Genomic DNA, 26,392 nt, shown 5'->3' on the forward strand with positions numbered 1-26,392 from the left:
GTAGCGGGATCCACGGCGCCCTGTTCCGCCGTCCTTTCCGGTCAGCGTGACAGGAAAGGACGCAGGGTGCAATCAATCGTTCTGACGGGTTTCCAGCGCGGCCTCGACCCCAACCGCCGTGACCGATGGCGTCAGCGGCGCAAAGCCGCCCGAGACGTCGGGCGTCTGGCGGCGGCGGCCCATCCGCCAGACCGTATAGATCGCCAGCGCCGCGAACAGGATGGCCATGAACAGGAAGAAGCCCGAAGGCCCGACCTGTGCCATCACCCAGCCGGTGATGACGGGCCCGGTGATCGCCCCCAGCCCGTTGATGAAAAGAAGTCCGGCCGATGCCGCCGCCATGTTCGACTTGTCCATGTAGTCGTTCACATAGGCGACCAGCAGCGAATAGAGCGGGTTCGAGATGCCCCCGGCAATCGCGCCCACGGCCAGAAGCAGCATGAAGGGCACATTCCACACCACAGGCACCATCAGCACGACCGCCCCGAAGGCCGACAGCCACAGCACAAGCTGGCGGCGGTCCATCCGGTCCGACAGCCAGCCGATCGGGTATTGCGCGACAAGCCCGCCCACATAGATCCCAGCGACGAAGATCGAGATGTCGCGGATCGACAGCCCCGCCTGCGTGCCCCAGACCGAGGCCATGCCAAACTGCGCCGAAAACACCCCGCCCAGAAGGAACATGCCCACGCATCCCAGGGGCGAGGCGCGGAACAGGCTGAGGATGCTCAACCGCTTTGTCGTCTCGAACGAGGGGGCGGGGCTGACCGACAGAAGGATCGGCGTGAAGGCCAGCGACACCAGGATCGACGGGATCACGAACAGGATGTAGCCCGACGGATCGCCGACGTTCAAAAGAGCCTGCGCCGCGATGATCCCGATCATCTGCACGATCAGGTAAAGCGACATGGCCTGCCCGCGGGTTTCGTTCGTCGAGGCCGCGTTCAGCCAGCTTTCGGCGGCGATGTAGACGCCCGAGAAGGAAAAGCCGATCAGCACGCGCATCACGGACCAGGCGATCCAGTCGGGCGCGGCGGCATAGGCGATCAGCACCGCCGAGATCATCGACCCGAGCGCGGCGAAAACCCGCACATGGCCCACGCGGCGGATCATCTCGGGCACCATGCGCGACCCGAACAGGAAGCCGAGGAAATAGGACGACATGACCACCGACATCTGCAGCGTCGTGAATTCCTCGATCCCGCCCCGGATGCCCAGAAGCGTGCCCTGCATGCCGTTGCCCAGCATCAGAAGCATCAGACCCAGAAGCAGGGCCCAGGAGTTGCGCAGAACGATCAGCATGGCAGCGGTCTTTCGGTTGCCCGGCGGTCCGGTCGCCCGGCCTCCAGGTCGCAGTGTCGGCGAGGAACGCCAGGGAAACGCCCCCCGGCGCGACGGGGAACAGGGAAAAGCGACATCACCTGCCGCTTTCGGGAATCAGAAGCGAGGCATCGCCATAGCTGAAGAAACGATACCCCGAAGCGACGGCATGGGCATAGATGCGGTCGATCCGGTCCTTGCCCATCAGTGCCGACACCAGCATCAGTAGCGTCGATTTCGGCAGGTGGAAGTTCGTCATCAGCGCATCGGTGACGTGGAAACGGAAGCCGGGGTAGATGAAAATGTCGGTATCCCCCCGCCAGGGCGCGATCTGGCCGTCGCGCGCCGCCGTCTCGATCAGGCGCAGCGCGGTGGTGCCAACAGGGATGACCCGCCCGCCGCGCGCCTTCGCGGCGGCGATGGCGGCGGCGGCCTCGGGCGTGACCTCGCCCCATTCGGCGTGCATCCGGTGGGTGGTCACGTCCTCGACCTTGACCGGCAGGAAGGTGCCCGCACCCACATGCAGCGTGACCTCGGCGAATTCCACGCCCTTGTCGGCCAGCGCGCGCAGCAGCGCCTCGTCGAAATGCAGGCTGGCGGTGGGGGCGGCGACGGCCCCGGCATGGCGGGCAAACACCGTCTGGTAATCGTCGCGGTCCTGTTCGTCGGGTGCGCGGCGCGCGGCGATATAGGGCGGCAACGGCATCGCGCCGGCCTCGGCCAAGGCTGCGTCGAAATCCTCGCCCGTCAGGTTGAACTCCAGCCGCAGGTCGGTATCGCCCTTTTCCGCGACAGTGGCTGAAAGCGCATCGGAAAAGCGGATCAGCTCGCCCGCATCGAGCTTGCGCAGGGGTTTGGCCAAAGCCCGCCAGCCGCCCGCCGCGGCGGCCTCCAGCAGCGTGATCTCGACCTTCGCGGTGACAGGCCCTTGCCCGGTCTGGCGCGTCCGCTGCCCGGTCAGCCGCGCCGGGATCACGCGGGTGTTGTTCAGGACCAGCAGGTCGCCCTTGCGGAAGACATCCACCAGATCGCGCACATGCAGGTCGGTGAACCGGTCGCCCTCGGCCAGCAAGAGCCGCGCCGAGGTGCGCGGACGTGCGGGCCGCGTGGCGATCAGCGCCTCGGGCAGGTCGAAATCGAAATCGCTCAGCTTCAATTGCCTGCTCCGGCGGTCGGCGGGGCGGTGCGGAAGATTTCGCGGAACATGCCCGGGGTCAGGATCGACAGCGGGTTCACCTCGACCCGCGGCCGCTCTGACGTGCCATGCAGGCGATAGTTGAAGCCGAACAGCCCCTCGCCCCGCCGGGTCAGGACCGCCCCGATCCCGTTCAGCATGTAGATCGGCGAAATGACGCCCCGCATGTCCAGCCGCTTGCCCTGTGTTTCGTAGATTCCGGCCATCGACACCCCCAGCGAGGCCCCCACGGCGGAGCCTCTGGTGACCTCGATCAGGTCGGGCGTCAAGCGGAACTCGGCCTCGGCCTCGCCAAAGACCAGCCCTGCGCCGTTCAACTGTTCGAGAATGCCGATCACGCTGATGGCCGAAAGCAGTTCGGCCAGCACCGGCGCGTTGATGACCCGCAGGTTGCGGACCGAGGCGGTTCCGGCATAGCGCCCCTTGCCGCCCGTCGGCACCAGCTGCAATTGAAGCGTCCCGCCGCGCGCATTGGCAAAAAGCCCGGCCGAGGCCATGACCCGCCCCGCATCCTCCGACGTGATCCGAACGGCGCTGCCGTTGGGCGCGGGCACGACCGTTCCCGCGATCTGGCCCACGCCGTTCACCCGTGCCGTGAAGCGCCCGTTGAAGCCCCCGGACGATCCGAATTCGCCCCGGAACCCGGTCAGCGAGATGCCTTCGCTGACGGTCAGGCTGTCAAGCTGCACGCTGATCGGCGCGCCGCCCCCCTGCCCCGTCCCGCCGCTGCCAAGGACCATGCGCCCAAGGTCGATCGTCCCGCCGGCCACGGCGATGGCGGGGGGGCGGCCCGCGCCGCGCCCGGTCAGGGTCACGGGCGCATCAAGCCAGCCGCCATAGCGCACGCGATCGAAGGTCGCCGCGCGCAGGCCGCCGCCTTCGGCAAGGCTGATGCTGCCTCGCGCCGAAAGCCCTGCGCCCTCGATCTCGATCCGGTCGACGGCAGGCGTCTTGCCCAGCCGGGCCGCGACCTCCAGCCGCCCGGCGGCCTCGGCGGGCTTTCTCCAGCCAAGCGCGGGGATCGCCACCGCAAGGCCGCGCAGGTCCGAGGTCAGCAGCAGGCGGGGCGCCTCGTCCCGGACAAGGCCGATGTCGAAACTGCCGCGCCCCCGGCCCTCTGCCATGCCCTCGGGCAGGCCGATGTTGAATTCGCGGATCGTGGCCTGCGAAAGCTCGACCGTGCCGTTCACCCTGGACCGCCCCTTCTGGTCGGGGGTGAATCCCTGCCGGTATGCCGCATCGAAGGCCACCTCGCCAATCCGACCGGGGCCCGCGATCGTCATCCCCTCGCGATCTGCCGTCAGCGTCAGACGATCCGCCCGCAGGACGCGGCCCGGAACCAGGACCGAGGACGTGACCCCGGTAAGCTCGCCCGCGACATCATAGGTCACGTCGCCGATCTGCACCTTCGGGATCAGGGGCACCTTGATCCGGGTGTCGATCCGGGCGCGACCTTCGGCCAGATCCACCGGGCGGCCTGCCTTGGTCATGAAGTTGAAGGGGGGTTCGTCCAGCAGCGACAGTGCCGCCGTGATCGTGCTGTCGGTCTTCAGCCGGATGTCGGCGATGGCCGGGCGCCGGGTGACGTCGGGCACCGAAAAGACCGACCCGGCCATCCGGATCGTGCCGCCCTTTTCGGGCGTGACCTGCCCGCGGTCCAGCACCATCGTATAGGCCTGCCCCTCGATCGTGGCATAGCCATGCCCGCGCCGGATCGGCGGCAGCGTCTTGAGAAAACGCACATCCGCATCGGCGAATTCGTAGACAAGCGACAGGCGCGGCGCCCGCTCGGGATGGATCCGCAGGCTGGCCTTCACGTCGAACAGCTCGCCCTCCTGCACGTTCTCGACCAGCCAGGCGCGGGTGCGCGGCACGATCCGCACCGGCCAGAGCGCCAAAAGGTTGTCGTGCCCTATCCGGTTCAGCCCCAGGTCAAGCGACAGCGCCCATCCTTCGGCCTCGGCAGTCGCCCGCCCGCGCGCATGCAGGTGCCGACCTTCCTCGACCAGCGCGACCTGACCGATATCCAGCGAGAACGGATTGAGCCGCAGCCTGAGATCGGCCGCACCTTGCGAAAAGCGCACAGGCTCGGCAAAGACGCCCTCCTGGTCGACCAGAAGCTGACCGACGGAAACCTGCGCGATGAATTCGTTGGCAATGCCCGACGCGATCCCCGGCACATAGACCCGGCCCGATGCCGCAAGCCTCAGCGACGGGCTGTCGATGGCGATCTCGGAAAAGTCGATCCGTTCGGCCTGCGGGTCATAGGCGAATTGCAGCGCCGCGCGTTCGAACCCCAGCGGATTGGTGTCATCGGTGGGTTTCAGCGATCCCGCCGCGATTTCCAGCGCGCCATCGAGAGAGGCCACGCTGCCCCCGGTGTCGATCCCCGCCGAAAGGCGGCCCGACAGCGGCGCATCCAGCACCGACAGGAAGGCCAGAGGGGCCGCCTGCGTGGCCAGGTCACGGGCAGCCACCCCGTTCACCGTCGCATTGATCCGCGCCGCCGTACTGCCCTTTTCGCTGACGAAGGTCAGCGTGGCCTGCGCCGGTGCCTCGCCACCTGCCACCAGCGACACGCCAAGCTCCATGCTCAGCCGGTCGTCTTCGTTGTCCAGTGCAAAGCGGCCGTCACCCATTTCCCAGACCCGGCCCGCGCGGTCGTCGCGCAGCGTCAGCGTCAGCGCCTCGGCCTCGATCCGGCGAAGGTGCGACAGGGCGGGCATGGCAAAGACCGCATCCACCTGATCCAGCAGCGCGGCGAGGCTGTCGACATTCCCGGCCGCCGCGCCCCCGCCCAGTTCAAGATCGAACCGGCCATCGGCATCGCGTCGCAAAACCGCCTGCGCGCCGACAAGCTGCAACCTGCGGACGCGGATCTTGCCTTCGGTGACCGCCCCCGGATCGAAGGCGATGCGCGCCTCGGGCAGGGTCAGAAGCGAGGTGCCCCCCTGCAGAAGCCGCACGTCCTCGAGCCTGAGGCGGGGCACCCAGTCGCCATCCACGCGGATGTCCGCGCCGCCAAGCGACACCTGCACCCGGCCGCCCATGTCCAGGCCGCGGTTGATGCGCGCCTCGGCCTCGGCCACGGCCCAGACCGGAAGGCGGATGGTCTTACCGGTAAGCCCCATCACCGCGAACCCCAGAACGGACACGATCAAGAGGACCGACGCCAGCAGCCACAGGCCGAAGCGCCCGCGCCGCCGCCGCCGCCCCGCTGGTTGCGGGGTGGCTGCCGCCTGCGCGGCGTCGGCCGATCCGGCCGCGTCGATCTTGTCCGTCTCCTCGGTCATCCGGGGCGATCCGCCTGCCTTGCCCTTGTTCCGGCCATTCTTCGGGCCCGCTTCTTTGCCGCGCTTGCCTTTATCTTTGCCTGAAGGCAACTAAAACACCAAGGGTCAACCGGCCCGCGGCCCGCCTGTGGCCGCGCCCCAAGCAAGGAGTTGCCCATGCCCGACCAAGGCGATCTCGCACCCGATTTCACCCTGCCCCGCGACGGCGGCGGCGACATCACCCTTTCGGCGCATCGCCCGGGCAAGGTGGTGCTGTATTTCTACCCCAAGGACGACACGCCCGGCTGCACCACCGAGGCGCTGGATTTCACCGCCCGCGCCGCCGATTTCGCCGCCGCCGGAACGACCGTCATCGGGATTTCCAAGGACAGCGTGAAGGCGCATGACAAGTTCTGCAAGAAGCACGGGCTTGGCATTGCGCTGGCTTCCGACGAGGCGGGCCACACCTGCGAGGATTACGGCGTCTGGGTCGAGAAAAGCATGTATGGCAAGACCTACATGGGCATCGACCGGTCGACTTTCCTGATCGACGGCGAGGGCCGGATCGCGCGCATCTGGCGCAAGGTATCGGTCAAGGGCCATGCTGACGAGGTGCTGGAGGCGGCGCGGGCGCTCTGATATCCCGCGCGGGAACGGCGGATGAACGGGCCGGTCCCCGCGGGGGATCGGCCTTTTCGTAGCCAGGGACGCGACAAGGGAAGGAACCGACGCGATGCAAAGCCTTGCTGAACGGGCGGTCGAAGTGCTGACAACCGCCGACGGGCGCGCCAAGACCGCGCTTGGCCGCGCCCATGCGGCGGCGTGGTTCGCCGCACGCGCGGCGGGCGATCCGCTGCCCATCGGGCGTGCCGCCCCGCCCCTGCGCCCCGCACGACCCGAAAGGCCCGAACTTCTGCCCCCGCGCGAGGTGCCCCGCCGCAGACCCGGCAGCCCGCAGGGGCGCATCGCGCTGCTGCATGCGGTCGCGCATATCGAACTCAATGCCGTGGACCTGCATTTCGACATCGTTGCGCGCTTTGCCGACGTGCCCATGCCCCTGGGTTTCTATGACGACTGGATCAAGGCCGCTGATGAAGAGTGCAAGCATTTCAACATGATCTGCGACTGCCTTGAAGCGATGGGAAGCCATTACGGCGCGCTTCCCGCGCATGCCGGGATGTGGCGCGCGGCCGAAGACACCGCCGAAGACATGCTGGGGCGGCTTGCCGTGGTGCCCATGGTGCTAGAGGCGCGCGGTCTGGACGTGACGCCGGGCATGATCGACATCTTCCGCAAGGCGGGCGAGACGCAGGCGCTTGACGCGCTGTCGGTGATCTATGCCGAGGAAGTGGGCCATGTCGCCTATGGCTCGAAATGGTTCAACTGGCTGTGCGGGCGCGACGGGCTTGACCCGAAGGAGGTCTTCCACGGCCTTGTGCGCAAGTATTTCCACGGCGCGCTGAAGCCCCCGTTCAACGAAGAAAAGCGGGCCGAGGCGGGCCTTCCGCCGGATTTCTACTGGCCGCTGGCCGAAGAGTGGGAGACCGGGGACTGACCGCCCCAAACCCCGCCGCACCCGACCCTGCGGCACGGGGCCGATCGGCAGGATTCTGCCGAAATTCCGGAGCGCTACGGATGAAGCCGGGGAAACTGGTCAATTTTGTTGCCACACCCTGCCCCCGTGGCTAATCAGTCAGCGGGATGAGACCAGACGGCACCGCCCCTTTCACCGGGGTCCCCTTTTATCGGGGCACGACGCGCCCTTCGGCCCGCCGTCTGACAGACGAAGGTAAACAGACCCTTGCTGACCAAACTGGCCTACCGGATCAATTCGACGCTTGAGCGGACTTTGCCCGAGCAGCGGCTTTATCTGAAATCCGATCAGGGCACCCGCTTTGTCCGCCTCCGTCCGATGACGCAGGCCATCGCGCTTGCGGTGGGTGCGGCGCTTCTGACCTGGACGACGATCGCCACCTCGGTCCTGCTTCTGGATTCGATTTCCGCCGGTTCGGGTCGCGATCAGGCCGCCCGCCAGCAGACGATGTATGAATCGCGCCTGAACGCGCTTTCGACCGACCGCGACCTGCGCGCCGAAGAGGCGGTGCGCGCCCAGGAACGGTTCAACCTTGCGCTGCAGCAGGTGTCGGAAATGCAGGAGGCGCTGCTGGCCTCGGAAGACCGCCGCAAGGAGCTTGAGACCGGCATCGACGTGATCCAGAACACCCTGCGCCGCACGATCAAGGAACGCGACGAAGCCCGCGCCGAGGTTGACCGCATCACGCTGGCGCTGTCGGAACAGACCGGCAGCACCCGGACTGGTGAGGGCCGCGCCCGCGAGGCGATGGCAACGCTCGACATCGTCACCTCGGCGCTTGCCGAAACCGCCGAGGAACGCGACGCGATGGAGGCGAACGCCGAAAAGGCGCGCGAGGATGCCAAGGCCATCGCCGATGAAAAGCGGCAACTGGAACTGAAGAACGACGCGATCTTCGCCCGGCTGGAAGAGGCGGTCACCGTGTCGATGGAACCGCTCGACAACATGTTCCGCGCCGCCGGCATGTCACCCGACGATCTGCTGAACCAGGTGCGCCGGGGCTATTCGGGCCAGGGCGGCCCGCTTCTGCCCTTCTCCGCCTCGTCGATGGGCGGCAAGCTGACCCCGGACGAGATCCGCGCCAATGCGATCCTCAAGGGGCTGGATCACATGAACCTCTACCGTCTGGCGGCGGTTAAGTCGCCCTTCGCCAATCCGGTGCGCGGCAGCTACCGTTTCACCTCGGGCTTCGGCTATCGCCGCGATCCCAAGGGCGCGGGCACCCGGATGCATTCGGGGCTGGATTTCGCCGGCGCCTATGGCACGCCGATCCACGCCACCGCCGATGGCGTCGTGGTCGAGGCGGGCTGGGGCAACGGCTATGGCCGGATGGTCAAGATCCGCCACGATTTCGGGATCGAAACGCTTTACGCCCATCTGTCGCAAATCCGCGTCAGCGAGGGACAAAGGGTATCGCGCGGCGACCGGATCGGTGATATGGGCAATTCGGGCCGGTCCACCGGCACACATCTTCACTACGAGGTCCGCATCGGGGGCAACCCCGTCAATCCGATGACCTTCATCAGGGCAGCCAGCAATGTTTTCTAAAAGCAGAATCAACGAACCCGGTCCGAAACAGGCAGAGGCAGACAAGGCCAAGGCCCCCGACGCCCCGGCCGCCAAGCCTGCAATGGATTTCACCGCTTCGGCGCCGAAGGCCAAGCCCGCGGCGTCGGTCCTGTCGTCGGACCTGACGGTTGTCGGCAACCTGAAGACGACGGGCGACATCCAGGTGGAAGGCACCGTGGAGGGCGACATCCGCGCCCATCTGCTGACCGTGGGCGAAACCGCCACCATCCGGGGCGAGATCGTGGCCGATGACATCGTGGTCAACGGCCGCGTGATCGGTCGCGTCCGTGGCCTCAAGGTGCGCTTGACCTCGACCGCGCGGGTCGAAGGCGACATCATCCACAAGACCATCGCCATCGAAAGCGGCGCGCATTTCGAAGGCTCGGTGCAGCGTCAGGATGACCCGCTGTCGGGCACCAAGACCGCAGCCGCCGCCGCGAAGGCCGAATAAGGCCGGAAGCCGGCAACATGATACGAAAAAGGGCGCCCGATGCGGGCGCCCTTTTTTGTTTGTCAGGCCTGCGGTCACTTAAGTCTTGCGGTCACGTCCGTCCTGCGTTCAGTCCAGCGCCCGGCGATACAGGTGCCATGTGGCATGGCCGAGGACCGGCAGCACGATGAACAGCCCCAGAAACCACAGCGCCATCCCGGCAAACAGCAGAACCGCGATGATCGCCCCCCAGATCATCATGGTGACAGGGTTGGCCGTCACGGTGCGGAAACTGGTGATCATTGCGGTCACGAAATCCACTTCGCGGTGCAGCAGCAGCGGCAGGCTGATCACGGTCAGCGAAAACAGCACGCCCGCAAAGACCGCACCGACAGCCGTGCCGACCGCCAGCATGGTCAGGCCCGAGGGGGTCAGGAAGACCTCGAAGGACGAGCTGATGTTGGTCAGCACCTTCGTGCCCATGAACAGCGCAAAGATCATGTGCGCGAGGAAGTTCCAGAACAGGAAGAACACCACGATCACGGCCGCCATCGACGGGATCTGGCGATCCTTCTGGCGGAAGATCACTGTCAGGATGCCGGGGTTGTCCAGGCTTTCGCCCGCTTCCAGCCTGCGGCTGATTTCGTAGAACCCGCAGGCGATGAAGGGGCCGAGGATGGGAAAGCCCGCGCTGGCGGGCAGCGTCCACCACAGCTGTCCCTTGGCGCTGACCGCCCAGACGATGAGCCAGCCGCCAAGGACATAGACCGCGCTGAAGAACAGGCCGTAAATCGGCGCGCGGCGGAAATCCTGCCAGCCCGCCTTCAGCACGGCGGTCAGATCGGAAAGCGTCAATTCGTTGGGCTCCGGCACGACCGAAGCCGTGGTCGTCACATCACTCATGGCATTCCTCCCTCTGCCGGGGGAAAGACTAGAATGCACTGGAACGCTTCGCCAAATGGTTTTTCGCGGCGCCGGCCTTGTCGTTTCCTGTCGAAGCAGGCAAACCGGACGGGAAGCTGAAAGGCAGGTCCGCATGACATTGCGACGCCCGATCTGGAGGGCCCTTCGTTCGGGGCTTGAGCGTGGGCGCGCGATCTTTTCGCGCGATGCCCGCCAGCGGCGTGACCAAATCGTGTTCTACCCCGATTACACCGGCGACAATCCCTATCAGCGCCTGATGTATGCACCCTGCATCGCGGCAGGCTTCACGGTCACCCCCGGTGATCTGGAGACGGCGCTGGCCTGCCGTCCGGCAACGCGCATGATCTTCCACATCCACTGGCTGAATGCACTGTTCCGCGATCTGCACACCCCGGCCGAGGCCGCCGCCCGGGTCGATGATTTCATCGCCGGGCTTCGCCGGTTCCAGGCGGCCGGGGGGTTCGTTCTATGGACGATCCACAACATCGCGCCGCACGAGCCAAGGTTCACGGGACAGGACCTGCGGCTGCGCCGCTTTCTGGCGCGACACGCCGACCGGTTGCACCTGCATGACGCCAGCCACCGGGCAGAACTGTCCCACTTGCCCCTGCGCGAAGGGCGCATCCGGATCGTGCCGCATGGCCATTACATCGGCCATTACGGGCCCTTTTCCCTGCCTGATCGGCTGGCGGGGATGGACCGCGACGGGCCGCGCGCGCTGTTTCTGGGAACGCTCAGGCCTTACAAGGGGATCGACCGCCTGTGCCGAATGGTCCGGGACCTGCGCGGCGCGGGCGTTCCGGTCACCATCGCGGGCCGGCCCTTCAGCGCCGCCATCGGCAACCGGATTGCAGAACTGGCCGACGAGACCGGTGCCAATGTCCTTTTGCGGAAGGTCAGCGATACCGAACTGCACGACCTTTGCCTGTCCCACAATCTGGGGCTGCTGTCCTATGACCGCATCCTGACATCGGGCGCGCTGAAACTGTTTCAGAGTTACGGAATGATGATCGCGGCCCCGCCACTGCCCACGATCCTGGCCGAAGACCGGTTCGCGACTTTCCTGATCGCCGACGAGGACGGGGGCGGCATAGGCACGCGGCTTCGCGGCCTGTCACCGGACGCAAGGCGCCAGGCCTGCGCACTGAACTTCCGTCTGGCGCAGGAGGCCGGGTGGACCGACCGTCTGTTCCGCGACTGACGCCCGAGGGCGGCCCGATCAGTCGGCGGCGGTGGCCTCGGCCCTGCTTTTGCCTGCCACGTCCATCGCAAGCGTCGCCGCCATGAACCGATCCAGATCGCCGTCCAGCACGCCTTGGGTATCGCTGGTTTCCACGCCGGTGCGCAGGTCCTTCACCATCTGGTAGGGTTGCAGGACGTAGGACCGGATCTGGTTGCCCCAGCCCGCCTCGCCCTTGGCCTCGTGCTGCGCGTTGATCGCGGCGTTGCGCCGATCAAGCTCCAGCTGATAAAGCCGCGCCTTCAGCGCGTTCATCGCCGCCTCGCGGTTCTGGTGCTGCGATTTCATCGAGCTGGTCACGACGATGTTCGTCGGCAGGTGGGTGATCCTGACCGCCGAGTCGGTGGTGTTCACGTGCTGACCGCCCGCGCCGGACGACCGGTATGTGTCGATGCGGATGTCGCTTGCGGGGATCTCGATCTCGATGTTGTCGTCAACCACCGGATAGACCCAGACCGACGAGAACGACGTGTGCCGCCGCGCCGCGCTGTCATAGGGCGAGATGCGCACCAGCCGGTGCACGCCCGATTCCGATTTCAGCCAGCCATAGGCGTTATGGCCCGAAATCTTGTAGCTGACCGACTTTATGCCCGCCTCTTCACCTTCCGAGATGGCCTGAAGTTCGACCTTGTATCCCTTCTTTTCGGCCCAACGGGTGTACATCCGCGCCAGCATGCTGGCCCAGTCGCAGCTTTCCGTGCCGCCTGCGCCGGCGTTGATTTCAAGGAAGGTGTCGTTGCTGTCGGCCTCGCCGTCCAGAAGCGCCTCTAGCTCTTTCTGCGCGGCCAGGTCCACCAGCGATTTCAGCGCCGCCTCGGCATCTGCCACGACCTCGTCATCGCCCTCGGCCTCGCCCAGTTCGATCAGTTCGACATTGTCGCGCAGCCCGCTGTCGATCAGCTTGTAGGTGGATACGGCATCCAGCAGCGCCTGACGTTCGCGCATCAGTTTCTGCGCCTTGGCCGGATCGTTCCACAGGTCCGGCGCCTCGATCATCGCGTTGAATTCCTCAAGCCGGTGCGGAGCGGTTTCCCAATCCATCCGCTGTGCCAGAAGTTTCAGCGATTTCCGGATCGCTTCGACATGGTTCTGCGTCTCGGCGCGCATCGTTCGGTATCCTCGGGATCTGTATTCAGGCGCGGGTCATACCCGCTTCGGCCGCGTGGGGCAAGGCGGGCTCAGTAAAGCCCGCCCGAACTCAGCGTGCCGAAATCGGCCTTCTTGGGAATGACCTTGGTCTTGCCGGTGGCGGTGGTCACGGCCTGCGCAGCGCCCCCCCCTTCGGTTTCGCCATAGGCAAAGAGCGGCAGGTTCGCCCCCATCGCAAAGCCGCCATCGACCAGCGCGCCGATACCGAAGATCGGGTCTTCGCCCTCGCGGAAGTATTCGGCCACGACGTTCGGTCCGCTGGCATTGTCGGGAAGGCGCGCACCGGTGAAGCGGTCGATCTTCACGAAATAGCCGCCCGGCGGCACGCGGAACTTCGATCCGCCATACTTGCGGATCGCGGTCTTCATGAAATTCTCGAACACCGGCCCGCAGAACCCGCCGCCCGATGCGCTGCTGCCCAGGGTCCGGGGCTGGTCATAGCCGATGTAGCAGCCTGCCGCGATGTTCGACGAATAGCCGATGAACCACACGTCCTTGGCATCGTTCGTCGTGCCGGTCTTGCCCGCGATCGGCACCGGCAGGTTGATGCCCCGCGCGGTGCCACGTTCGATCACGCCTTCCATCATCGAGGTCAGCTGATAGGCGGTGATGGCATCCATGACGCGTTCGCGGTTCGACACGATGCGCGGAGCCTCGCCGCGCGCCAGCGTTGGCGCGGTACATTCCTGGCACTGGCGCTGATCGTGCCGATAGATCGTCTTGCCAAAGCGGTCCTGCACCCGGTCCACCAGCGTGGGTTCCACCCGCTCGCCGCCGTTGGCGAACATCGCATAGGCCGCGACCATCTTGAACAGCGTGCTTTCCTGCGAACCAAGCGAGTTGGCCAGGAACGGCTTCATCCGGTCGTAGACGCCAAACCGTTCGGCATAGCCCGCCACGGTTTCCATCCCGATTTCCTCGGCGATCCGCACGGTCATCAGGTTGCGCGACTGTTCGATCCCGGTGCGCAGCGGCGTGGGGCCGTAAAACTTGTTCGAGGCGTTCTTGGGCCGCCACAGGCCCTGCGGCGTGTTCACCTCGATCGGGGCGTCGACGACGATGGTGGCCGGCGTGAAACCGCTGTCCAGCGCGGCGGCATAGACGAAGGGCTTGAAGGACGAACCCGGCTGGCGCGTTGCCTGCGTGGTGCGGTTGAAAACCGAGGCCTGATAGGAAAAGCCCCCCTGCATCGCCAGCACGCGACCCGAATTCACGTCCATCGCCATGAAGGCGCCCTGCACCTCGGGCACCTGGCGCAGCGACCAGCGCTTGAAGCTGCCGTCCTCGTTCGTCACGGCGCGAACCAGGACCACATCGCCCACCTCGACCAGATCGGCCGCGCGGGTGGCCTTGCGGCCCAGCTTGCCGTCGGCCAGGCGCTTGCGCGCCCAGGTCACATCCTCGGCGGGGATGAAATGGCCGTCCGCGTCTTCCTCGACACCCTCGATGCCGATCCGCGCGGCGTTTTCGCCCAGTTCCAGCACCACGGCGGGATACCAGCCCTCGACATCGCGCGGCACCTCGACCGAGGCCAGCGCCTCGCGCCAGGTCGCCTCGCCCGACAGCTGATCGGCGGGGATCGTCTTGCCCGTGCCGCGCCAGACGCCGCGCCCGCGGTCATAGCGTTCCAGACCCTGCTGCAGCGCGCGGGCCGCGGCAGATTGCAGTTCAGGATCGACCGTCGCGCGAATGGTCAGCCCGCCGGTAAAGAATTCCTCTTCCCCGAAGCTGCCCGAAAGCTGGCGGCGGATTTCGTCGGTGAAATAGTCGCGCGGCGGCAGGGCCGACCGGAAGGCGGGGTAATCGCCGTTCTGCACTGTCTTCAGCGGTTGCGCCTTTTCGGCCTCGGCCACCTCGCGGGTGATGTAGCCATCCTCGACCATGCGGTTAAGCACATAGGCCCGGCGTTCCAGCGCGCGGTCCTTGTTGCGCACCGGATGCAGGTCGGACGGCGCCTTGGGCAGGGTCGCCAGATAGGCCGCCTCGCCCGGCGTCAGTTCGACCAGCGCCTTGTTGAAGTAGGTCTGCGCCGCGGCGGCCACGCCAAAGGAGTTCTGCCCAAGGAAGATCTCGTTGAGGTAAAGCTCAAGGATCTTGTCCTTTGACAGGGTCTTTTCGATCCGGCTGGCCAGGATGATTTCCTTGATCTTCCGTTCGCCCGTGCGGTCCGACGACAGAAGGAAGTTCTTCATCACCTGCTGGGTGATCGTCGAGGCGCCGCGCACGTTCTGTCCGCGCGATTTCACCGCATCGATGAAGGCCGCCAGCATGCCGCGCGGGTCATATCCCTTGTGGGTATAGAAATTCTGGTCCTCGGCCGCGACGAAGGCCTGTTTCACCAGCTCGGGCACATCCTCGATCGGGACGAACAGGCGGCGTTCCTGCGCGAATTCGTCGATGATCCGGCCTTCGCCCGAATAGATCCGGCTGATCGTGGGTGGGGCGTATTGCGACAGGCTTTCGTGGCTCGGCAGGTCATGCGAATACATGTAGAAGATCGCGCCGATCGACAGGGCGCCAAACAGCAGGCCAAGCGTGATGGCCGTGAAGATGCCCCCGAAGAACGAACCGACGAACCTGACCAAGCGCGATGCCCCCTTTTGGTGATGGCGCCTCTATATACGGGTGCCGGGTTCCAAGTCAAAACACATGGGGGCGAGATAGGCGGGAAAAAAGGGCATTTCCGCCCCCTTGCGCGGCCAATGGGCAAGCCCCCGCCTATCGGCGCACAAGCCCGGCCAGCGCCGCATCCTCGGCGGCCCAACGGGCGATCCCGTCTCGCAGCGCAGCGGCCATCCGCGCGCGCCATTCGGGATCGATCAGGCGTTCCAGATCGCGATCCGACGACATGAACCCCAGTTCCACCAGGACCGACGGAATATCGGGGGATTTCAGCACGGAAAACCCGGCCTCTTGCCGGGGGCGGCGATGCATCTTCAGACCCTCGGCCTTGATCGCGCCTTCCAGCGACATGGCCAGCCGGTCGATCCGGGGCCGGGTTTCGGTGCGCGCCATGTCCAGCAGCACCCGCGCCACCAGATCGTCCTGCCCCGTCAGGTCCACCCCGGCCAGAAGGTCGTCGCGGTCATGCCGTTCGGCCAGCGCGGCCGATGCCGCGTCCGATGCCTCGTCGGCCAGCGAATAGATCGTGGCCCCCACCGCCTGCCCCTCGGCCAGCGCGTCGGCATGCAGCGACAGGAACACATCCGCCTGCACGGCCCGGGCGATGGATATCCGCGTTTCCAGCGGCACGAAAACATCTTCCTCGCGCGTCATCACCACGTCGAAGCGTCCGTCGCGCTGCAAGAGTTCCTTGAACTCGCGCGCGAAGGTCAGCATCAGATGCGCTTCGCGGTGCGGGCCGTTTTCGGCCCCCGGATCAAGACCCCCATGCCCCGGATCAAGCACCACCATCAGGCGGTTGCCGCTGCGCGCCGGGGGCGTGGCGATGCGGGACGGTTCGGGCAGCGCCCAGCCGGGCGGTTCGGGCAGCGCGGCCTTCGCGGCAAAGTCCCCGGCCTCGGCGGGATCAAGCCTGAGCCGGATCACCGCGCCCCGGTCCCCGGTGTCCATCGCGGCCTCGCCGACCAGATAGGGGGCGTTCATCTCGACCACCAGACGCGACCAGCCGCTGCGGAAGACACCGGCACGCAGGTCGGCGACGCGATCCCCGCGGCGCAGCGTGCCGATGCCGGTCCAGTCCACCTCGCGCACGTCGAGGATCAGCCGGGGGGGATTGTCCAGCACCCGGACCCGCCACGGCACCGGCTGCGACAGGGCGAATTCTGCGGCGATCCCCCGCCCCTCATCCGAGACGAAGGACCGGGACGGATCGAACCGGGCCAGAGCCGAAAGATCCTGTGCGGACACTGCCGCCGCCCAGAGGCATACCGCCCAGATCGCCAGAAAGAACCGCACCGCCTGCCTCTTGGTCTTGATTGGCCGGACTATCGCCAAGACGGCGCGGTTTGTCCAATCACTTGTCGGACCGGTCCGCCATGAAAGCCTGAAGGCGGCTCAGGCCCTCGGCGATGTCGGCGGTGGCCCGCGCATAGGAAAACCGCAGGGTGCGCGCGCCCCGCCTTGGGTCGAAATCCAGCCCCGGCGTGACCGCGACACCGGCCCGGTCAAGGATCTCGGATGCGAAGGCCAGTGAATTGTCGGTCAGGTCCGACACATCTGCATAGATGTAGAAGGCACCGTCGGGCGGCGCGATCCGGGTGAAGCCCGCCGTTGGCAGCCCGTCCAGCATCAGGCGCCGGTTTTCGGCATAGGTGGCGCGGTTCGCCTCAAGTTCGTCGATGCAGTCCAGCGCGGCCAGCGCGGCGATCTGGCTGGCGTGCGGCGGGCAGATGAACATGTTCTGCGCCAGGCGTTCGACGGTGCGGATGTGATCCTCGGGGACCACCATCCAGCCGACGCGCCATCCCGTCATGCTGAAGTATTTCGAGAAGGAGTTGATCACATAGGCATCGTCGCCGATCTCCAGCGCCGAAACGGCGCGGTCGCCGTAATGCAGCCCGTGATAGATCTCGTCCGAGACAAAGCTGATGCCGCGCCCGCGCGCGTGGTCCATCAGCGCCGCCAGCGCCCGATGCGACAGCATCGTGCCCGACGGGTTGCCCGGGCTGGCCACGATCAGCCCCTGCATTTCGACGCCCTCCAGATCCGACGGCACCGGCTGCAGGCGGTTTTCATCGCGCGTGGGAATGCCCACCGGTTCCAGCGACAGCGCGCGCAGGATCTGGCGATAGCTGGGATAACCGGGTTCGCCCAAGGCCACCCGGTCGCCCGCGTCGAACAGCGCGGTGAAGGCCAACAGGAAGGCCGCCGAGGAACCCGAAGTCACGATCACCCGGTCGGGGTTCAGGTCGACGCCGTACCAGCGCCGGTAGAGGGCCGCGATGCCCGCGCGCAGTTCGGGCAGGCCAAGCGCCACGGTATAGCCAAGCGGCCCCGCCTCCATTGCGCGGGCAAGGGCCGCGCGGGCGCCTGCGGGTGCCGGCGTGCCGGGCTGGCCGACTTCCATGTGGATGATGTGGCGGCCCGCGGCCTCGGCCGCACGCGCGGCCTCCATCACATCCATCACAATGAAGGGATCGACGTCCCCGCGTCTTGAAAGCCGCATGTTGCCCCCGTTATGGTCGCGCGAAACTGGCGCGTCCCCCCTGCGACGTCAAGAACCCAACGACCTGCTTGCCAGACGGGTCGCCTTGCGGGCAGTGTACGCCGGACGCATGAATGACGGACTTAGAAGGCGGGCCATCCGCCGGAAACGGAGTGATGATGACCCGCAGCTTCCTTGCAAGCACCGCCCTGGCGTTCGGCCTTGCCCTGCCCGCCCATGCCTTCGACCCCGCCGCGATGACCGATACGGACAAGGCTGCCTTCGGCGAGGCCGTGCGCGCCTATCTTCTGGAAAACCCCGAGGTGCTGATGGAGGCGATCGGCGTTCTGGAACAGCGCCAGCAGCAAGAGGCGATGGAAAACGATCTGGCGCTTCTGGAAACCAATCGCGACGAGATCATGAACGATCCGAATTCCTGGGTCGGCGGCAACCTCGACGGTGACGTCACGCTGGTGGAATTCGTCGACTACCGCTGCGGCTATTGCCGCAAGGCGCATGACGAGGTGGCCGAACTGGTGGCCTCGGACGGCAACATCCGGTTCGTGCTGAAGGAATTCCCGATCCTCGGCGAGGAATCGGTGATCTCGTCCCGGTTTGCCATCGCAACGCGGCTCGTGGCGGGTGACGAGGCCTACAAGAAGATGCATGACGCGCTGATCGCGCTCAGGGGCAATGCGACGGCGGAAAACCTGACGACGCTCGCCAACGATCTGGGCCTTGACGGCGCGGCCATCGCGGCGCGGGCGGATGCGGCCGAAGTGACCGCGATCATCGACGCGAACCACGCATTGGCAAGCCGCCTGCAGATCAACGGCACCCCCACCTTCGTGATCGACAAGACGATGGTGCGCGGCTACGTGCCGCTGGACGGGATGCGCCAGATCGTCGACGGCCAGCGCAAGGACGGCTGAGACCGGAATTTCCGAAATTCGCGATCAATTTTCGGCACCCCCAGGTGCCGAATTTCCGCCATCGCCACGCCCCGTGACCGGGATGCCCGGGCAGCCTTCAGGCCAGAGGGTGCATTGGTGCAGATCGCAGCAAACACCCTGATGAACATGCAGGGTTTTTCGGGTCCGGTCGTGGATTTCGGGATTGCGGTGACGATCCGGACGGCCCCCGACGGCATGGATCTGTCGCGCGGCACGCAGGTTCGGATCAGGGCACGTGGCCACCCCCCTCGTCTGGCCGAAGGCGGCGCAAGACAACAAAAGTCTGGTCGCCGAAACGGCAGCAAGGGTCTTGGCAAACATCTGATTTTCCAGTCATTCCAGACGGTCGTTACCGCCTGAATGAACACCGGACACGAACCCGGCGAGACGGTTCCCGCCCGGTTTCGCCTGCCGTAGCATCAGGCGGGCTGGTCGGCCTTTTCCCGCTCGGCCGCGTCGATTTCCGCCGCGCGCCGTTCCACCAGTTCGACGATATGGTCGATCATCTGGTCGTTGGTCATCTTGTGGCTTTGCTTGCCCGCCAGATAGACCATCCCCGACCCGGCCCCGCCGCCGGTGAAGCCGATATCGGTCATCAGCGCCTCGCCCGGGCCGTTCACCACGCAGCCGATGATGCTGAGGCTCATCGAGGTGGTGACATGCGCCAGACGATCCTCCAGCGCCGCCACCGTCTTGATCACGTCGAACCCCTGGCGCGCGCAGGACGGGCAGGAAATGATCGTCACCCCCCGATGCCGCAGGCCAAGCGATTTCAGGATCTCGTAGCCGACCTTCACCTCTTCGACCGGATCGGCGGACAGTGACACGCGGATCGTGTCGCCGATCCCCATCCACAGCAGGTTACCAAGGCCGATGGCCGATTTCACCGTGCCCGACATCAGGCCGCCGGCCTCGGTGATGCCAAGGTGGATCGGCGCATCGGTCGCCTCTGCCAGCTGCTGATAGGCGGCGGCGGCGAGGAACACGTCGGAGGCCTTCACGCTGATTTTGAATTCGTGGAAATCGTTGTCCTGCAGGATCTTGATGTGATCCATGCCGGATTCCACCATCGCATCCGGGCAGGGTTCGCCGTACTTGTCCAGCAGGTGCTTTTCCAGGCTCCCGGCGTTCACCCCGATGCGGATGGAACAGCCGTAATCCTTCGCCGCCCGGATCACCTCTCGCACGCGCTTTTCATCCCCGATGTTGCCGGGGTTGATGCGCAGGCAGGCCGCGCCCGCCTCGGCCGCCTCGATCGCGCGTTTGTAGTGGAAATGGATGTCGGCCACGATCGGCACCGGGCTTTCGGCCACGATCTCGCGCAGGGCGCGGGTGCTGTCCTCGTCGGGCGTCGAGATGCGGACGATATCCGCCCCGGCGATGGCGCAGCGCTGGACCTGTTCGATGGTGGCCGCGACATCCGAGGTGATGGTGTTCGTCATCGTCTGGACCGAGATCGGCGCATCGCCGCCCACGGCAACCTTGCCCACCATGATCTGACGCGACTTGCGGCGATAGATGTTGCGCCAGGGGCGAACGTGGTTCAGCGACATGTGCGGCCTCTTTCCCGAACGGACGCGCCAGAAATAGACGTGAAAACGCCCCGGAGCAATGCTGCCGGGGCGCCCTTGGGTTCAATTCCGCGGGAAAGGATCACTCCTGCGCGAGGCCACCGGCATCAGGCGTCACGGCCTGCGCCACGGCCACCGCCGCAGCGAGATCGGCATCGCCCGTCACATCGGCGAGCGCATAGCTTTGCTTCAGCGCATCCGCCGACAGCGCCACGCCCTTGACGACCGAGGGGCCGTCGCCCGCAGGGCCGTAGGTTTCACCGTTCACCACGAAATAGACCGAACCGGCATTGCCCGACCGAAGCTGGGCCGCCTGTTCCATCATCGGCACTTCGTAGCGTTCCCCGGCGTCGAGGATCTTTTCGAACAGCACGGTCCCGTCGGCGGCCGACACGCGCACCCACGAGGGGCGCACCGCCAAAAGCTCCACCCCCGGTTTCGCCGCAGCCACGACCACCGGGCCCGGTTGCGCCGGCTCGCCGGGCATTGCATCGGCCTGCCCCGGAACCGCGCCTGCGGTTGTGTCGGCGGCGGCGGTCTGGGCCAGCGTGCCGGTCTGCCGCGGATCGATGCTGGCGATCGGACCATCGCGCGAAACAAGCACCGGCACATCCAGCGCCTGCGGGCGGTAGAGCCGGTTCATCAGTTCGGCCGAGCCGGGCGCCGGCGTCATGCCGGGGGCCTCGGCTGTCACCAGCGCATCGGCGGGGGCAGCCGCACCTTGCGGATCGGCCACGGCCACGTTGCGCAACGGGTCGATCTCGGCCACGACGGCGGGCGCACGTTCGACCGGGGCCAGCTGGACGCGCTGGACCTCCTGCAGGACCGACCAGCCGCCATAGCCGATCAGGCCGATCAGGCCGACCAGCACCACCAGAGAGCCGACCGCGCCGGGCTCGATCCGCGACAGGATGCTTTCGCTGCGGGGAATGAAGCTGGCGTTCGGGTCGGCAAAGGGATCGCGTGCCTCGGACAGCGTCGCACGGCTGCGCAGTGCCGTCACCGACGCGGTGCTGGCGGCTGCCGACATGCCATGCGCGACCTCGAAATTCGCCTCGCGGCAGAACCGCTGGAACGCCTCGTCCGGGTTCATGCCCAGATAGCGCGCGTAGGACCGGACATAACCGGCGATGAAGCCGGGCGTCTCGAAGGCCGATACATCCGCGTTCTCGATCGCGGCGATGTAGGTGGCCTTGATCTTCAGCTCCCGCTGCACGTCCAGAAGCGACTTGCCAAGGGTGGCCCGTTCGCCCCGCATCAGGTCCCCCAGACGCAGTTCGAAATCGTCGAATCCCTTCGGCTTGTCCTCATCCGTGGTGGAAGGAGTGTTCCTCCGCCAGATCATGCGTGCCCCATCCTGCCCCGTTACCGCGCGAGTCGCTTCAAGTAACGACTCATCAACGTTTCTATTGGTTAGAAACTAGCACAGGGCAAGGGGATTTGCATCCGCAGAAACCCGTCAGGCAGAGACCTCGGCACGATTCAGCGCACAATGCTGCCAGAGCTTGTCCATCGCCTTCACCAGCCGGTCGATCTCGCCCAGGTCATGCACCGGCGAGGGCGTGAAGCGCAGCCGTTCGGTGCCCCGCGGCACGGTCGGGAAGTTGATCGGCTGCACATAGACGCCGAACTGTTCCAGCAACATGTCCGACAGCATCTTGCAATGCACCGGATCGCCGACATGGACCGGAACGATGTGGCTGCCGTGGTCGATGATCGGCAGGCCAAGCGCCTTGAGCCGCATCTTCAGCACCTTCGCATGCATCTGGTGCTTCTCGCGCAGCGCGGCGCCGCCCTCGCCCTTCAGGAAGCGGATCGAGGCCGCCGCGCCTGCCGCCACCACCGGCGGCAGCGAGGTGGTGAAGATGAAGCCCGGCGCATAGGACCGGATCGCATCCACCATCTTTGCGCTGGCCGCGATATAGCCGCCAAAGACCCCGAAGGCCTTGCCCATCGTGGCGTTGATGATGTCGAGCCGGTGCATCACGCCGTCGCGTTCGGCCACACCGGCGCCCCGCGCGCCGTACATGCCAACGGCATGAACCTCATCCAGATAGGTCAGCGCGCCGAATTCGTCGGCGACGTCACAGATTTCGGCGATCGGCCCGAAATCGCCATCCATCGAATAGACCGATTCAAAGGCGATCAGCTTGGGCGCGGCCGGATCGTCGGCGGCGATCAGTTCACGCAGATGCGCCACGTCATTGTGCCGGAAGATCCGCTTCAGCCCGTTTCCGCGCCGCACGCCTTCGATCATCGAGGCGTGGTTCAGCGCGTCGGAATAGATGATCAGCCCCGGAAAGATCGTGCGCAGCGTCGACAGCGTCGCGTCATTGGCGATGTAGGCCGAGGAAAAGATCAGCGCCGCTTCCTTCTGGTGCAGATCGGCGATCTCGGCCTCGAGCCGCTTGTGATAGACCGTCGTGCCCGAGATGTTGCGCGTGCCGCCCGACCCCGCGCCGGTGGCATCCAGCGCCTCGTGCATGGCGGCCAGAACCTCGGGGTGCTGGCCCATGCCCAGGTAGTCGTTGCCGCACCAGACGGTGATCGCCTTCTCGCTTCCGTCGGGGCGCTTCCAGACGGCATTGGGAAACTGGCCGCGCCGGCGCTCGATGTCGATGAAGGTCCGGTAACGCCCCTCTTCGTGCAGGCGGTTGAGGGCGGCGTCCAGAGCGGCGGAATAGTCCATTTCAGTCTCCCTTGCGCCGGGTTCGCTCCGGCAGGCTGGGTTCAGGGGTAGCGCCCCCTTTTGCACATTGCCTTGATATCGGTCAAATCATGACTCGAATATCGGTCAATTTGCCGCCCCCGTTCCCCGGCGAAGGCAAGGGGGGCTGTCTGCCCCGCTGTTTGGCTGCGCCAAATTCACCCCCCGAGGGGATTTTCTTCAGGTTGAACGACATTTTAAGTCAAATTTGCTTCACACTGGCTCAAGTATCCCGGGGGTGAGCCGCCGCAGGCGGCGAGGGGGGCAGAGCCCGCTGCCAGCGCCGGTCCGGGCAGCGCCGGTCTGGACAGTGCCGGTCTGGACAGTGCCGTGCCACCTGCTAGCGTGGCGCCACCGCTGCGAAGGAGGCCCGCATGACGCTTGATCCCGTTCTGACCCGTATCGACGCCGATCTTCCCCAAGCGCTCGACCGTTTGATGGCGCTCTTGCGCATTCCGTCGATCTCGACCGACCCGGCCTATGCGGCCGACTGCGCCCGGGCCGCCGACTGGCTGGTCGAGGACCTGAAATCGCTTGGCTTCGACGCGTCGAGCCGACCGACGCCAGGGCATCCGATGGTGGTCGCACATGCCGAGGGTCCGAAGGGCCGTGCCACGCCGCATTTCCTGTTCTACGGGCATTACGACGTGCAGCCGGTCGATCCGCTGTCCCTGTGGGACCGCGACCCGTTCGACCCCGAGTTGCAGGAGACGCCAAAGGGCCGGGTGATCCGCGCGCGCGGCGCCTCCGACGACAAGGGCCAGCTGATGACCTTCATCGAGGCGATGCGGGCCTGGAAGGCCGTCCACGGCGAGATGCCCTGCCGGATCACGATCTTCCTTGAGGGCGAAGAGGAATCGGGGTCGCCCTCGCTGATCCCGTTCATGCAGGAGAACGCCGAAGAATTGCGCGCGGACATCGCGATGATCTGCGACACCGGCCTGTTCCAGGACACCGCGCCCGCCATTGTGACCATGCTGCGGGGGCTCCTGGGCGAAGAGATCACGATCCGCGGCCCGTCGAAGGACCTTCATTCGGGGATGTATGGCGGGGCTGCGATCAACCCGATCCGGGTGCTGTCGCGGATTCTGGCCAACATGCATGATGCCGCCGGACGCATCACGATTCCGCATTTCTATGACGGGGTGACGGAACTGCCGGACGAGATTCGCGCCCAGTGGCAGGCGCTGGCCTTCGATCATGCGCGGTTTCTGGGCGATGTGGGCCTGTCGCAGCCCGCGGGCGAACAGGACCGCACGCCGCTCGAGATGATCTGGTCGCGCCCGACGGCCGAGATCAACGGCATCTGGGGCGGCTACACCGGCGACGGGTTCAAGACCGTGCTGCCCTCCGAGGCCCATGCCAAGGTCAGCTTCCGCCTGGTGGGCGGGCAGGACCCTCAGGCGCTGAGAACCCATTTCCGCGACTGGGTGCGCGCCCAGCTTCCCCCCGATTGCAGCGTCGAATTCCAGGACCACGGCGCCAGCCCTGCGGGGCAGATGCAGATCGGGCATCCGGCTTTCGATGCCGCACGGCGGGCGCTTTCGGCGGAATGGGGGCGGCCTGCGGCCTATGTCGGCTGCGGCGGGTCGATCCCGATCGCGGGCTATTTCAAGTCGATCCTGGGGATGGATGCGATGCTTCTGGGATTCGGCCGGGACGATGACCAGATCCACAGCCCTAACGAGAAATACGATCTGGAATGCTTCCACAAGGGGATCCGGTCCTGGGCGCGGGTTCTGGCCGGGCTGACCGGATGAGCGACATCGCGTCCCGCCCCGGCCCCTCCGGTCCCCCCGGCCCCCCCGGTCTTGAGATCCGGGATGCCATGCCCGCCGATGAAGCGGGCTGGCGCGACCTCTGGGCGGGGTTTCTGGCCTATTACGGCGTCACGCTTGACCCGGAGGTGACGGATCACACCTGGGCGCGGCTGATGGACCCCGAAAACAGGCTGTCGGCGCGGCTCGCTTTCCTTGACGGTCGGATGGCGGGGTTCGCCATCCATCACCATCACGATTCGACCTGGGTGAAGGGCTGCGACTGCTATCTCGAAGACCTCTACGTCGCCGGGCACGCCCGCCGCCGGGGCGTGGCCCGCGCGCTGATCGAGGATCTGATCGGGATCGCCCGCGCCCGGGGGTGGAGGCGGCTCTACTGGAACACGGATGCCGCAAACGCAGATGCGCGGGCGCTTTATGACCGGTTCACCGAAAGCGACGGCCATATCCGGTATCGAATGCCGCTTTGATGCGGGCCGGCGCTATCCTTTGACAAGCGCCATCCGCGCCAGTTTGGCCAGCAGAAGGACCCAGGGCGCGCCATGCATAAGAAGGTCGCCGATGTCGATTGGCTTTGTCAGTTGCCCCTGCGCCAGCATCCTGAGCTTTTCCACGATATGCGGCTCGGGGAAGAACGGCGCGAGGCCCAGTGTCAGCGAAGCGAGGATCAGGATGTTCAACGGCAGCGAGTCGAGGAATTGCATGGGCGTCTCCGGTTTCGGCCCGCTTATACATTCACGGTAAGGAATATGAAACCCCTGGACGGAAGCGTCCGGACTGGCACCAGCGTCCCCTGCCCCTGCACATGACCCCGGAAAGGACATCACCGATGGAAACCACCCCCGACAGGACGGCCACATCCGGCGAGGTCCGGCTTTCGGGCCGGCTGATCTGTGCAACCGAAGCCGAGGCGGAAACGGTGCTGCGCCACCTGCCCGAACACATCCGCCTGACCCGCGCGGAACCCGGTTGCCTGTCTTTCGAGGTGACCGGGACGGCGGACCCGATGGTCTGGCAGGTCGAGGAAACCTTCGCCGATCCCGCCGCCTTCACCGCCCATCAGACCCGAACGCGCGCCTCACTCTGGGGAAAGGCCACGGCGGGGATCCGGCGGGAATTCGTTGTGACGGGGATGTGAAGCGGGCCCCGTTCATGGCGGGCGGTCACGGCGGACGGAACGGACGGGTGATCCTGCAACCGGTCGCGCAAGTGGCGCTTGCCGTGTCGCCTGTGGCAATAACCGTATCGCCTGCGGCCGCATCCGCATCCGGCGTTCGAAGCCCCGCGTAAAGCGAACAGCCGCCCGGTGGGCGGCCCTTGCGGAAGAAAGTGGCGCGGTTGACGGGGCTCGAACCCGCGACCCCCGGCGTGACAGGCCGGTACTCTAACCGACTGAGCTACAACCGCGCATTGGGGCGTCTGGTCTGTGTATGGGCAGGCAGTGGCGCGGTTGACGGGGCTCGAACCCGCGACCCCCGGCGTGACAGGCCGGTACTCTAACCGACTGAGCTACAACCGCGCGTCTGCTGCCCGGCCCAAGGACCGAACGTGGGGGGTGTTTACGCATCCCTTGGGGGGACGTC

General features: G+C 66.2%; 22 protein-coding genes and 2 tRNA genes. 10 read left to right on the forward strand and 14 right to left on the reverse strand.

Translation table 11 applies throughout. The features are described 5' to 3' along the window. Positions 1–72 precede the first annotated feature (72 nt). The 3 genes from E7811_RS00100 to E7811_RS00110 all read right to left on the reverse strand — a co-directional run bounded on the left by E7811_RS00100 (position 73) and on the right by E7811_RS00110 (position 5,808). Positions 73–1,302, reverse strand: coding sequence for an MFS transporter (locus tag E7811_RS00100; protein ID WP_136392584.1), 1,230 nt, complete (start codon positions 1,300–1,302; stop codon positions 73–75). A gap of 115 nt (positions 1,303–1,417) precedes the next feature. Next, positions 1,418–2,476, reverse strand: coding sequence for a tRNA preQ1(34) S-adenosylmethionine ribosyltransferase-isomerase QueA (gene queA / locus E7811_RS00105; RefSeq protein WP_136392585.1), 1,059 nt, complete (start codon positions 2,474–2,476; stop codon positions 1,418–1,420). Continuing rightward, positions 2,473–5,808, reverse strand: coding sequence for a hypothetical protein (locus tag E7811_RS00110; protein ID WP_246020138.1), 3,336 nt, complete (start codon positions 5,806–5,808; stop codon positions 2,473–2,475). The genes queA and E7811_RS00110 overlap by 4 nt, the downstream gene beginning before the upstream one ends. 156 nt (positions 5,809–5,964) lie before the next feature. Here E7811_RS00110 and E7811_RS00115 point away from each other — a divergent pair, with 156 nt between their 5' ends. The 4 genes from E7811_RS00115 to E7811_RS00130 all read left to right on the forward strand — a co-directional run bounded on the left by E7811_RS00115 (position 5,965) and on the right by E7811_RS00130 (position 9,401). Further along, on the forward strand, positions 5,965–6,426 hold the full coding sequence (locus E7811_RS00115) for a peroxiredoxin (protein WP_136392586.1): 462 nt from the start codon (positions 5,965–5,967) through the stop codon (positions 6,424–6,426). A gap of 94 nt (positions 6,427–6,520) precedes the next feature. Then, complete coding sequence (locus E7811_RS00120; protein ID WP_136392587.1) at positions 6,521–7,342, forward strand: ferritin-like domain-containing protein; 822 nt, start codon at positions 6,521–6,523, stop codon at positions 7,340–7,342. A gap of 246 nt (positions 7,343–7,588) precedes the next feature. After that, entirely contained in the window at positions 7,589–8,929 is a 1,341-nt protein-coding gene (locus E7811_RS00125; protein WP_136392588.1) for a M23 family metallopeptidase, read from the forward strand. Then, entirely contained in the window at positions 8,919–9,401 is a 483-nt protein-coding gene (locus E7811_RS00130; protein ID WP_136392589.1) for a bactofilin family protein, read from the forward strand. The genes E7811_RS00125 and E7811_RS00130 overlap by 11 nt, the downstream gene beginning before the upstream one ends. A gap of 108 nt (positions 9,402–9,509) precedes the next feature. Here E7811_RS00130 and E7811_RS00135 read toward each other — a convergent pair whose 3' ends face one another. Then, positions 9,510–10,283 carry a DUF2189 domain-containing protein gene (locus E7811_RS00135; protein ID WP_136392590.1) on the reverse strand — a complete coding sequence of 258 codons (774 nt, stop codon included), beginning with the start codon at positions 10,281–10,283 and terminating at the stop codon, positions 9,510–9,512. A 133-nt stretch (positions 10,284–10,416) separates the two neighbouring features. Between E7811_RS00135 and E7811_RS00140 the strand changes: the two genes are divergently transcribed. Then, positions 10,417–11,505, forward strand: a complete 1,089-nt coding sequence (locus E7811_RS00140; protein WP_136392591.1) for a glycosyltransferase family protein — start codon at positions 10,417–10,419, stop codon at positions 11,503–11,505. An 18-nt stretch (positions 11,506–11,523) separates the two neighbouring features. On the opposite strand, the gene prfB is transcribed toward E7811_RS00140, so the two are convergent. From prfB to E7811_RS00160, 4 genes are all read right to left on the reverse strand, one after another. Then, the gene (gene prfB / locus E7811_RS00145; protein ID WP_136392592.1) at positions 11,524–12,651 is read right to left on the reverse strand and encodes a peptide chain release factor 2; all 1,128 of its coding nucleotides are present in this window, start codon (positions 12,649–12,651) and stop codon (positions 11,524–11,526) included. Positions 12,652–12,722: 71 nt separating this feature from the next. Next, complete coding sequence (locus E7811_RS00150) at positions 12,723–15,278, reverse strand: penicillin-binding protein 1A (protein ID WP_136392593.1); 2,556 nt, start codon at positions 15,276–15,278, stop codon at positions 12,723–12,725. Positions 15,279–15,411: 133 nt separating this feature from the next. Further along, positions 15,412–16,611: an N-acetylmuramoyl-L-alanine amidase gene (locus E7811_RS00155; protein WP_136392594.1), complete on the reverse strand. Its 1,200-nt coding sequence runs from the start codon at positions 16,609–16,611 to the stop codon at positions 15,412–15,414. 58 nt (positions 16,612–16,669) lie between these two features. Beyond that, positions 16,670–17,821: a pyridoxal phosphate-dependent aminotransferase gene (locus E7811_RS00160; protein ID WP_136392595.1), complete on the reverse strand. Its 1,152-nt coding sequence runs from the start codon at positions 17,819–17,821 to the stop codon at positions 16,670–16,672. Positions 17,822–17,979: 158 nt separating this feature from the next. Here E7811_RS00160 and E7811_RS00165 point away from each other — a divergent pair, with 158 nt between their 5' ends. Together E7811_RS00165 and E7811_RS00170 are read left to right on the forward strand one after the other, a co-directional pair. After that, positions 17,980–18,732 carry a DsbA family protein gene (locus tag E7811_RS00165; RefSeq protein ID WP_136392596.1) on the forward strand — a complete coding sequence of 251 codons (753 nt, stop codon included), beginning with the start codon at positions 17,980–17,982 and terminating at the stop codon, positions 18,730–18,732. Positions 18,733–18,849: 117 nt separating this feature from the next. Then, complete coding sequence (locus E7811_RS00170) at positions 18,850–19,113, forward strand: hypothetical protein (protein ID WP_136392597.1); 264 nt, start codon at positions 18,850–18,852, stop codon at positions 19,111–19,113. Between the two features lie 59 nt (positions 19,114–19,172). On the opposite strand, the gene ispG is transcribed toward E7811_RS00170, so the two are convergent. The 3 genes from ispG to hemA all read right to left on the reverse strand — a co-directional run bounded on the left by ispG (position 19,173) and on the right by hemA (position 23,013). Beyond that, positions 19,173–20,306, reverse strand: a complete 1,134-nt coding sequence (gene ispG / locus E7811_RS00175; RefSeq protein ID WP_136392598.1) for a flavodoxin-dependent (E)-4-hydroxy-3-methylbut-2-enyl-diphosphate synthase — start codon at positions 20,304–20,306, stop codon at positions 19,173–19,175. 100 nt (positions 20,307–20,406) lie between these two features. Then, positions 20,407–21,669, reverse strand: coding sequence for a helix-turn-helix domain-containing protein (locus E7811_RS00180; protein ID WP_136392599.1), 1,263 nt, complete (start codon positions 21,667–21,669; stop codon positions 20,407–20,409). A 114-nt stretch (positions 21,670–21,783) separates the two neighbouring features. Further along, positions 21,784–23,013 (reverse strand): 5-aminolevulinate synthase, encoded by a 1,230-nt coding sequence (gene hemA, locus E7811_RS00185; protein ID WP_136392600.1) that lies wholly within the window; start codon positions 23,011–23,013, stop codon positions 21,784–21,786. A 392-nt stretch (positions 23,014–23,405) separates the two neighbouring features. Here hemA and E7811_RS00190 point away from each other — a divergent pair, with 392 nt between their 5' ends. After that, positions 23,406–24,791, forward strand: a complete 1,386-nt coding sequence (locus E7811_RS00190; RefSeq protein ID WP_136392601.1) for a M20/M25/M40 family metallo-hydrolase — start codon at positions 23,406–23,408, stop codon at positions 24,789–24,791. A 68-nt stretch (positions 24,792–24,859) separates the two neighbouring features. Next, entirely contained in the window at positions 24,860–25,279 is a 420-nt protein-coding gene (locus E7811_RS00195; RefSeq protein WP_211092074.1) for a GNAT family N-acetyltransferase, read from the forward strand. Positions 25,280–25,291: 12 nt separating this feature from the next. Here E7811_RS00195 and E7811_RS00200 read toward each other — a convergent pair whose 3' ends face one another. Continuing rightward, positions 25,292–25,513: an RND transporter gene (locus E7811_RS00200; protein WP_136392603.1), complete on the reverse strand. Its 222-nt coding sequence runs from the start codon at positions 25,511–25,513 to the stop codon at positions 25,292–25,294. Between the two features lie 125 nt (positions 25,514–25,638). Here E7811_RS00200 and E7811_RS00205 point away from each other — a divergent pair, with 125 nt between their 5' ends. Continuing rightward, positions 25,639–25,947 (forward strand): putative quinol monooxygenase, encoded by a 309-nt coding sequence (locus tag E7811_RS00205; RefSeq protein WP_136392604.1) that lies wholly within the window; start codon positions 25,639–25,641, stop codon positions 25,945–25,947. A gap of 192 nt (positions 25,948–26,139) precedes the next feature. Here the strand turns inward: E7811_RS00205 and E7811_RS00210 are convergent. Both E7811_RS00210 and E7811_RS00215 read right to left on the reverse strand, forming a co-directional pair. Continuing rightward, positions 26,140–26,216: transfer RNA gene (locus E7811_RS00210), tRNA-Asp, on the reverse strand. A 35-nt stretch (positions 26,217–26,251) separates the two neighbouring features. Further along, positions 26,252–26,328 (reverse strand) — tRNA-Asp (locus E7811_RS00215). Positions 26,329–26,392: the final 64 nt, after the last annotated feature.

This window comes from Aliigemmobacter aestuarii (assembly GCF_004799285.1).
Lineage (GTDB): Bacteria > Pseudomonadota > Alphaproteobacteria > Rhodobacterales > Rhodobacteraceae > Aliigemmobacter > Aliigemmobacter aestuarii.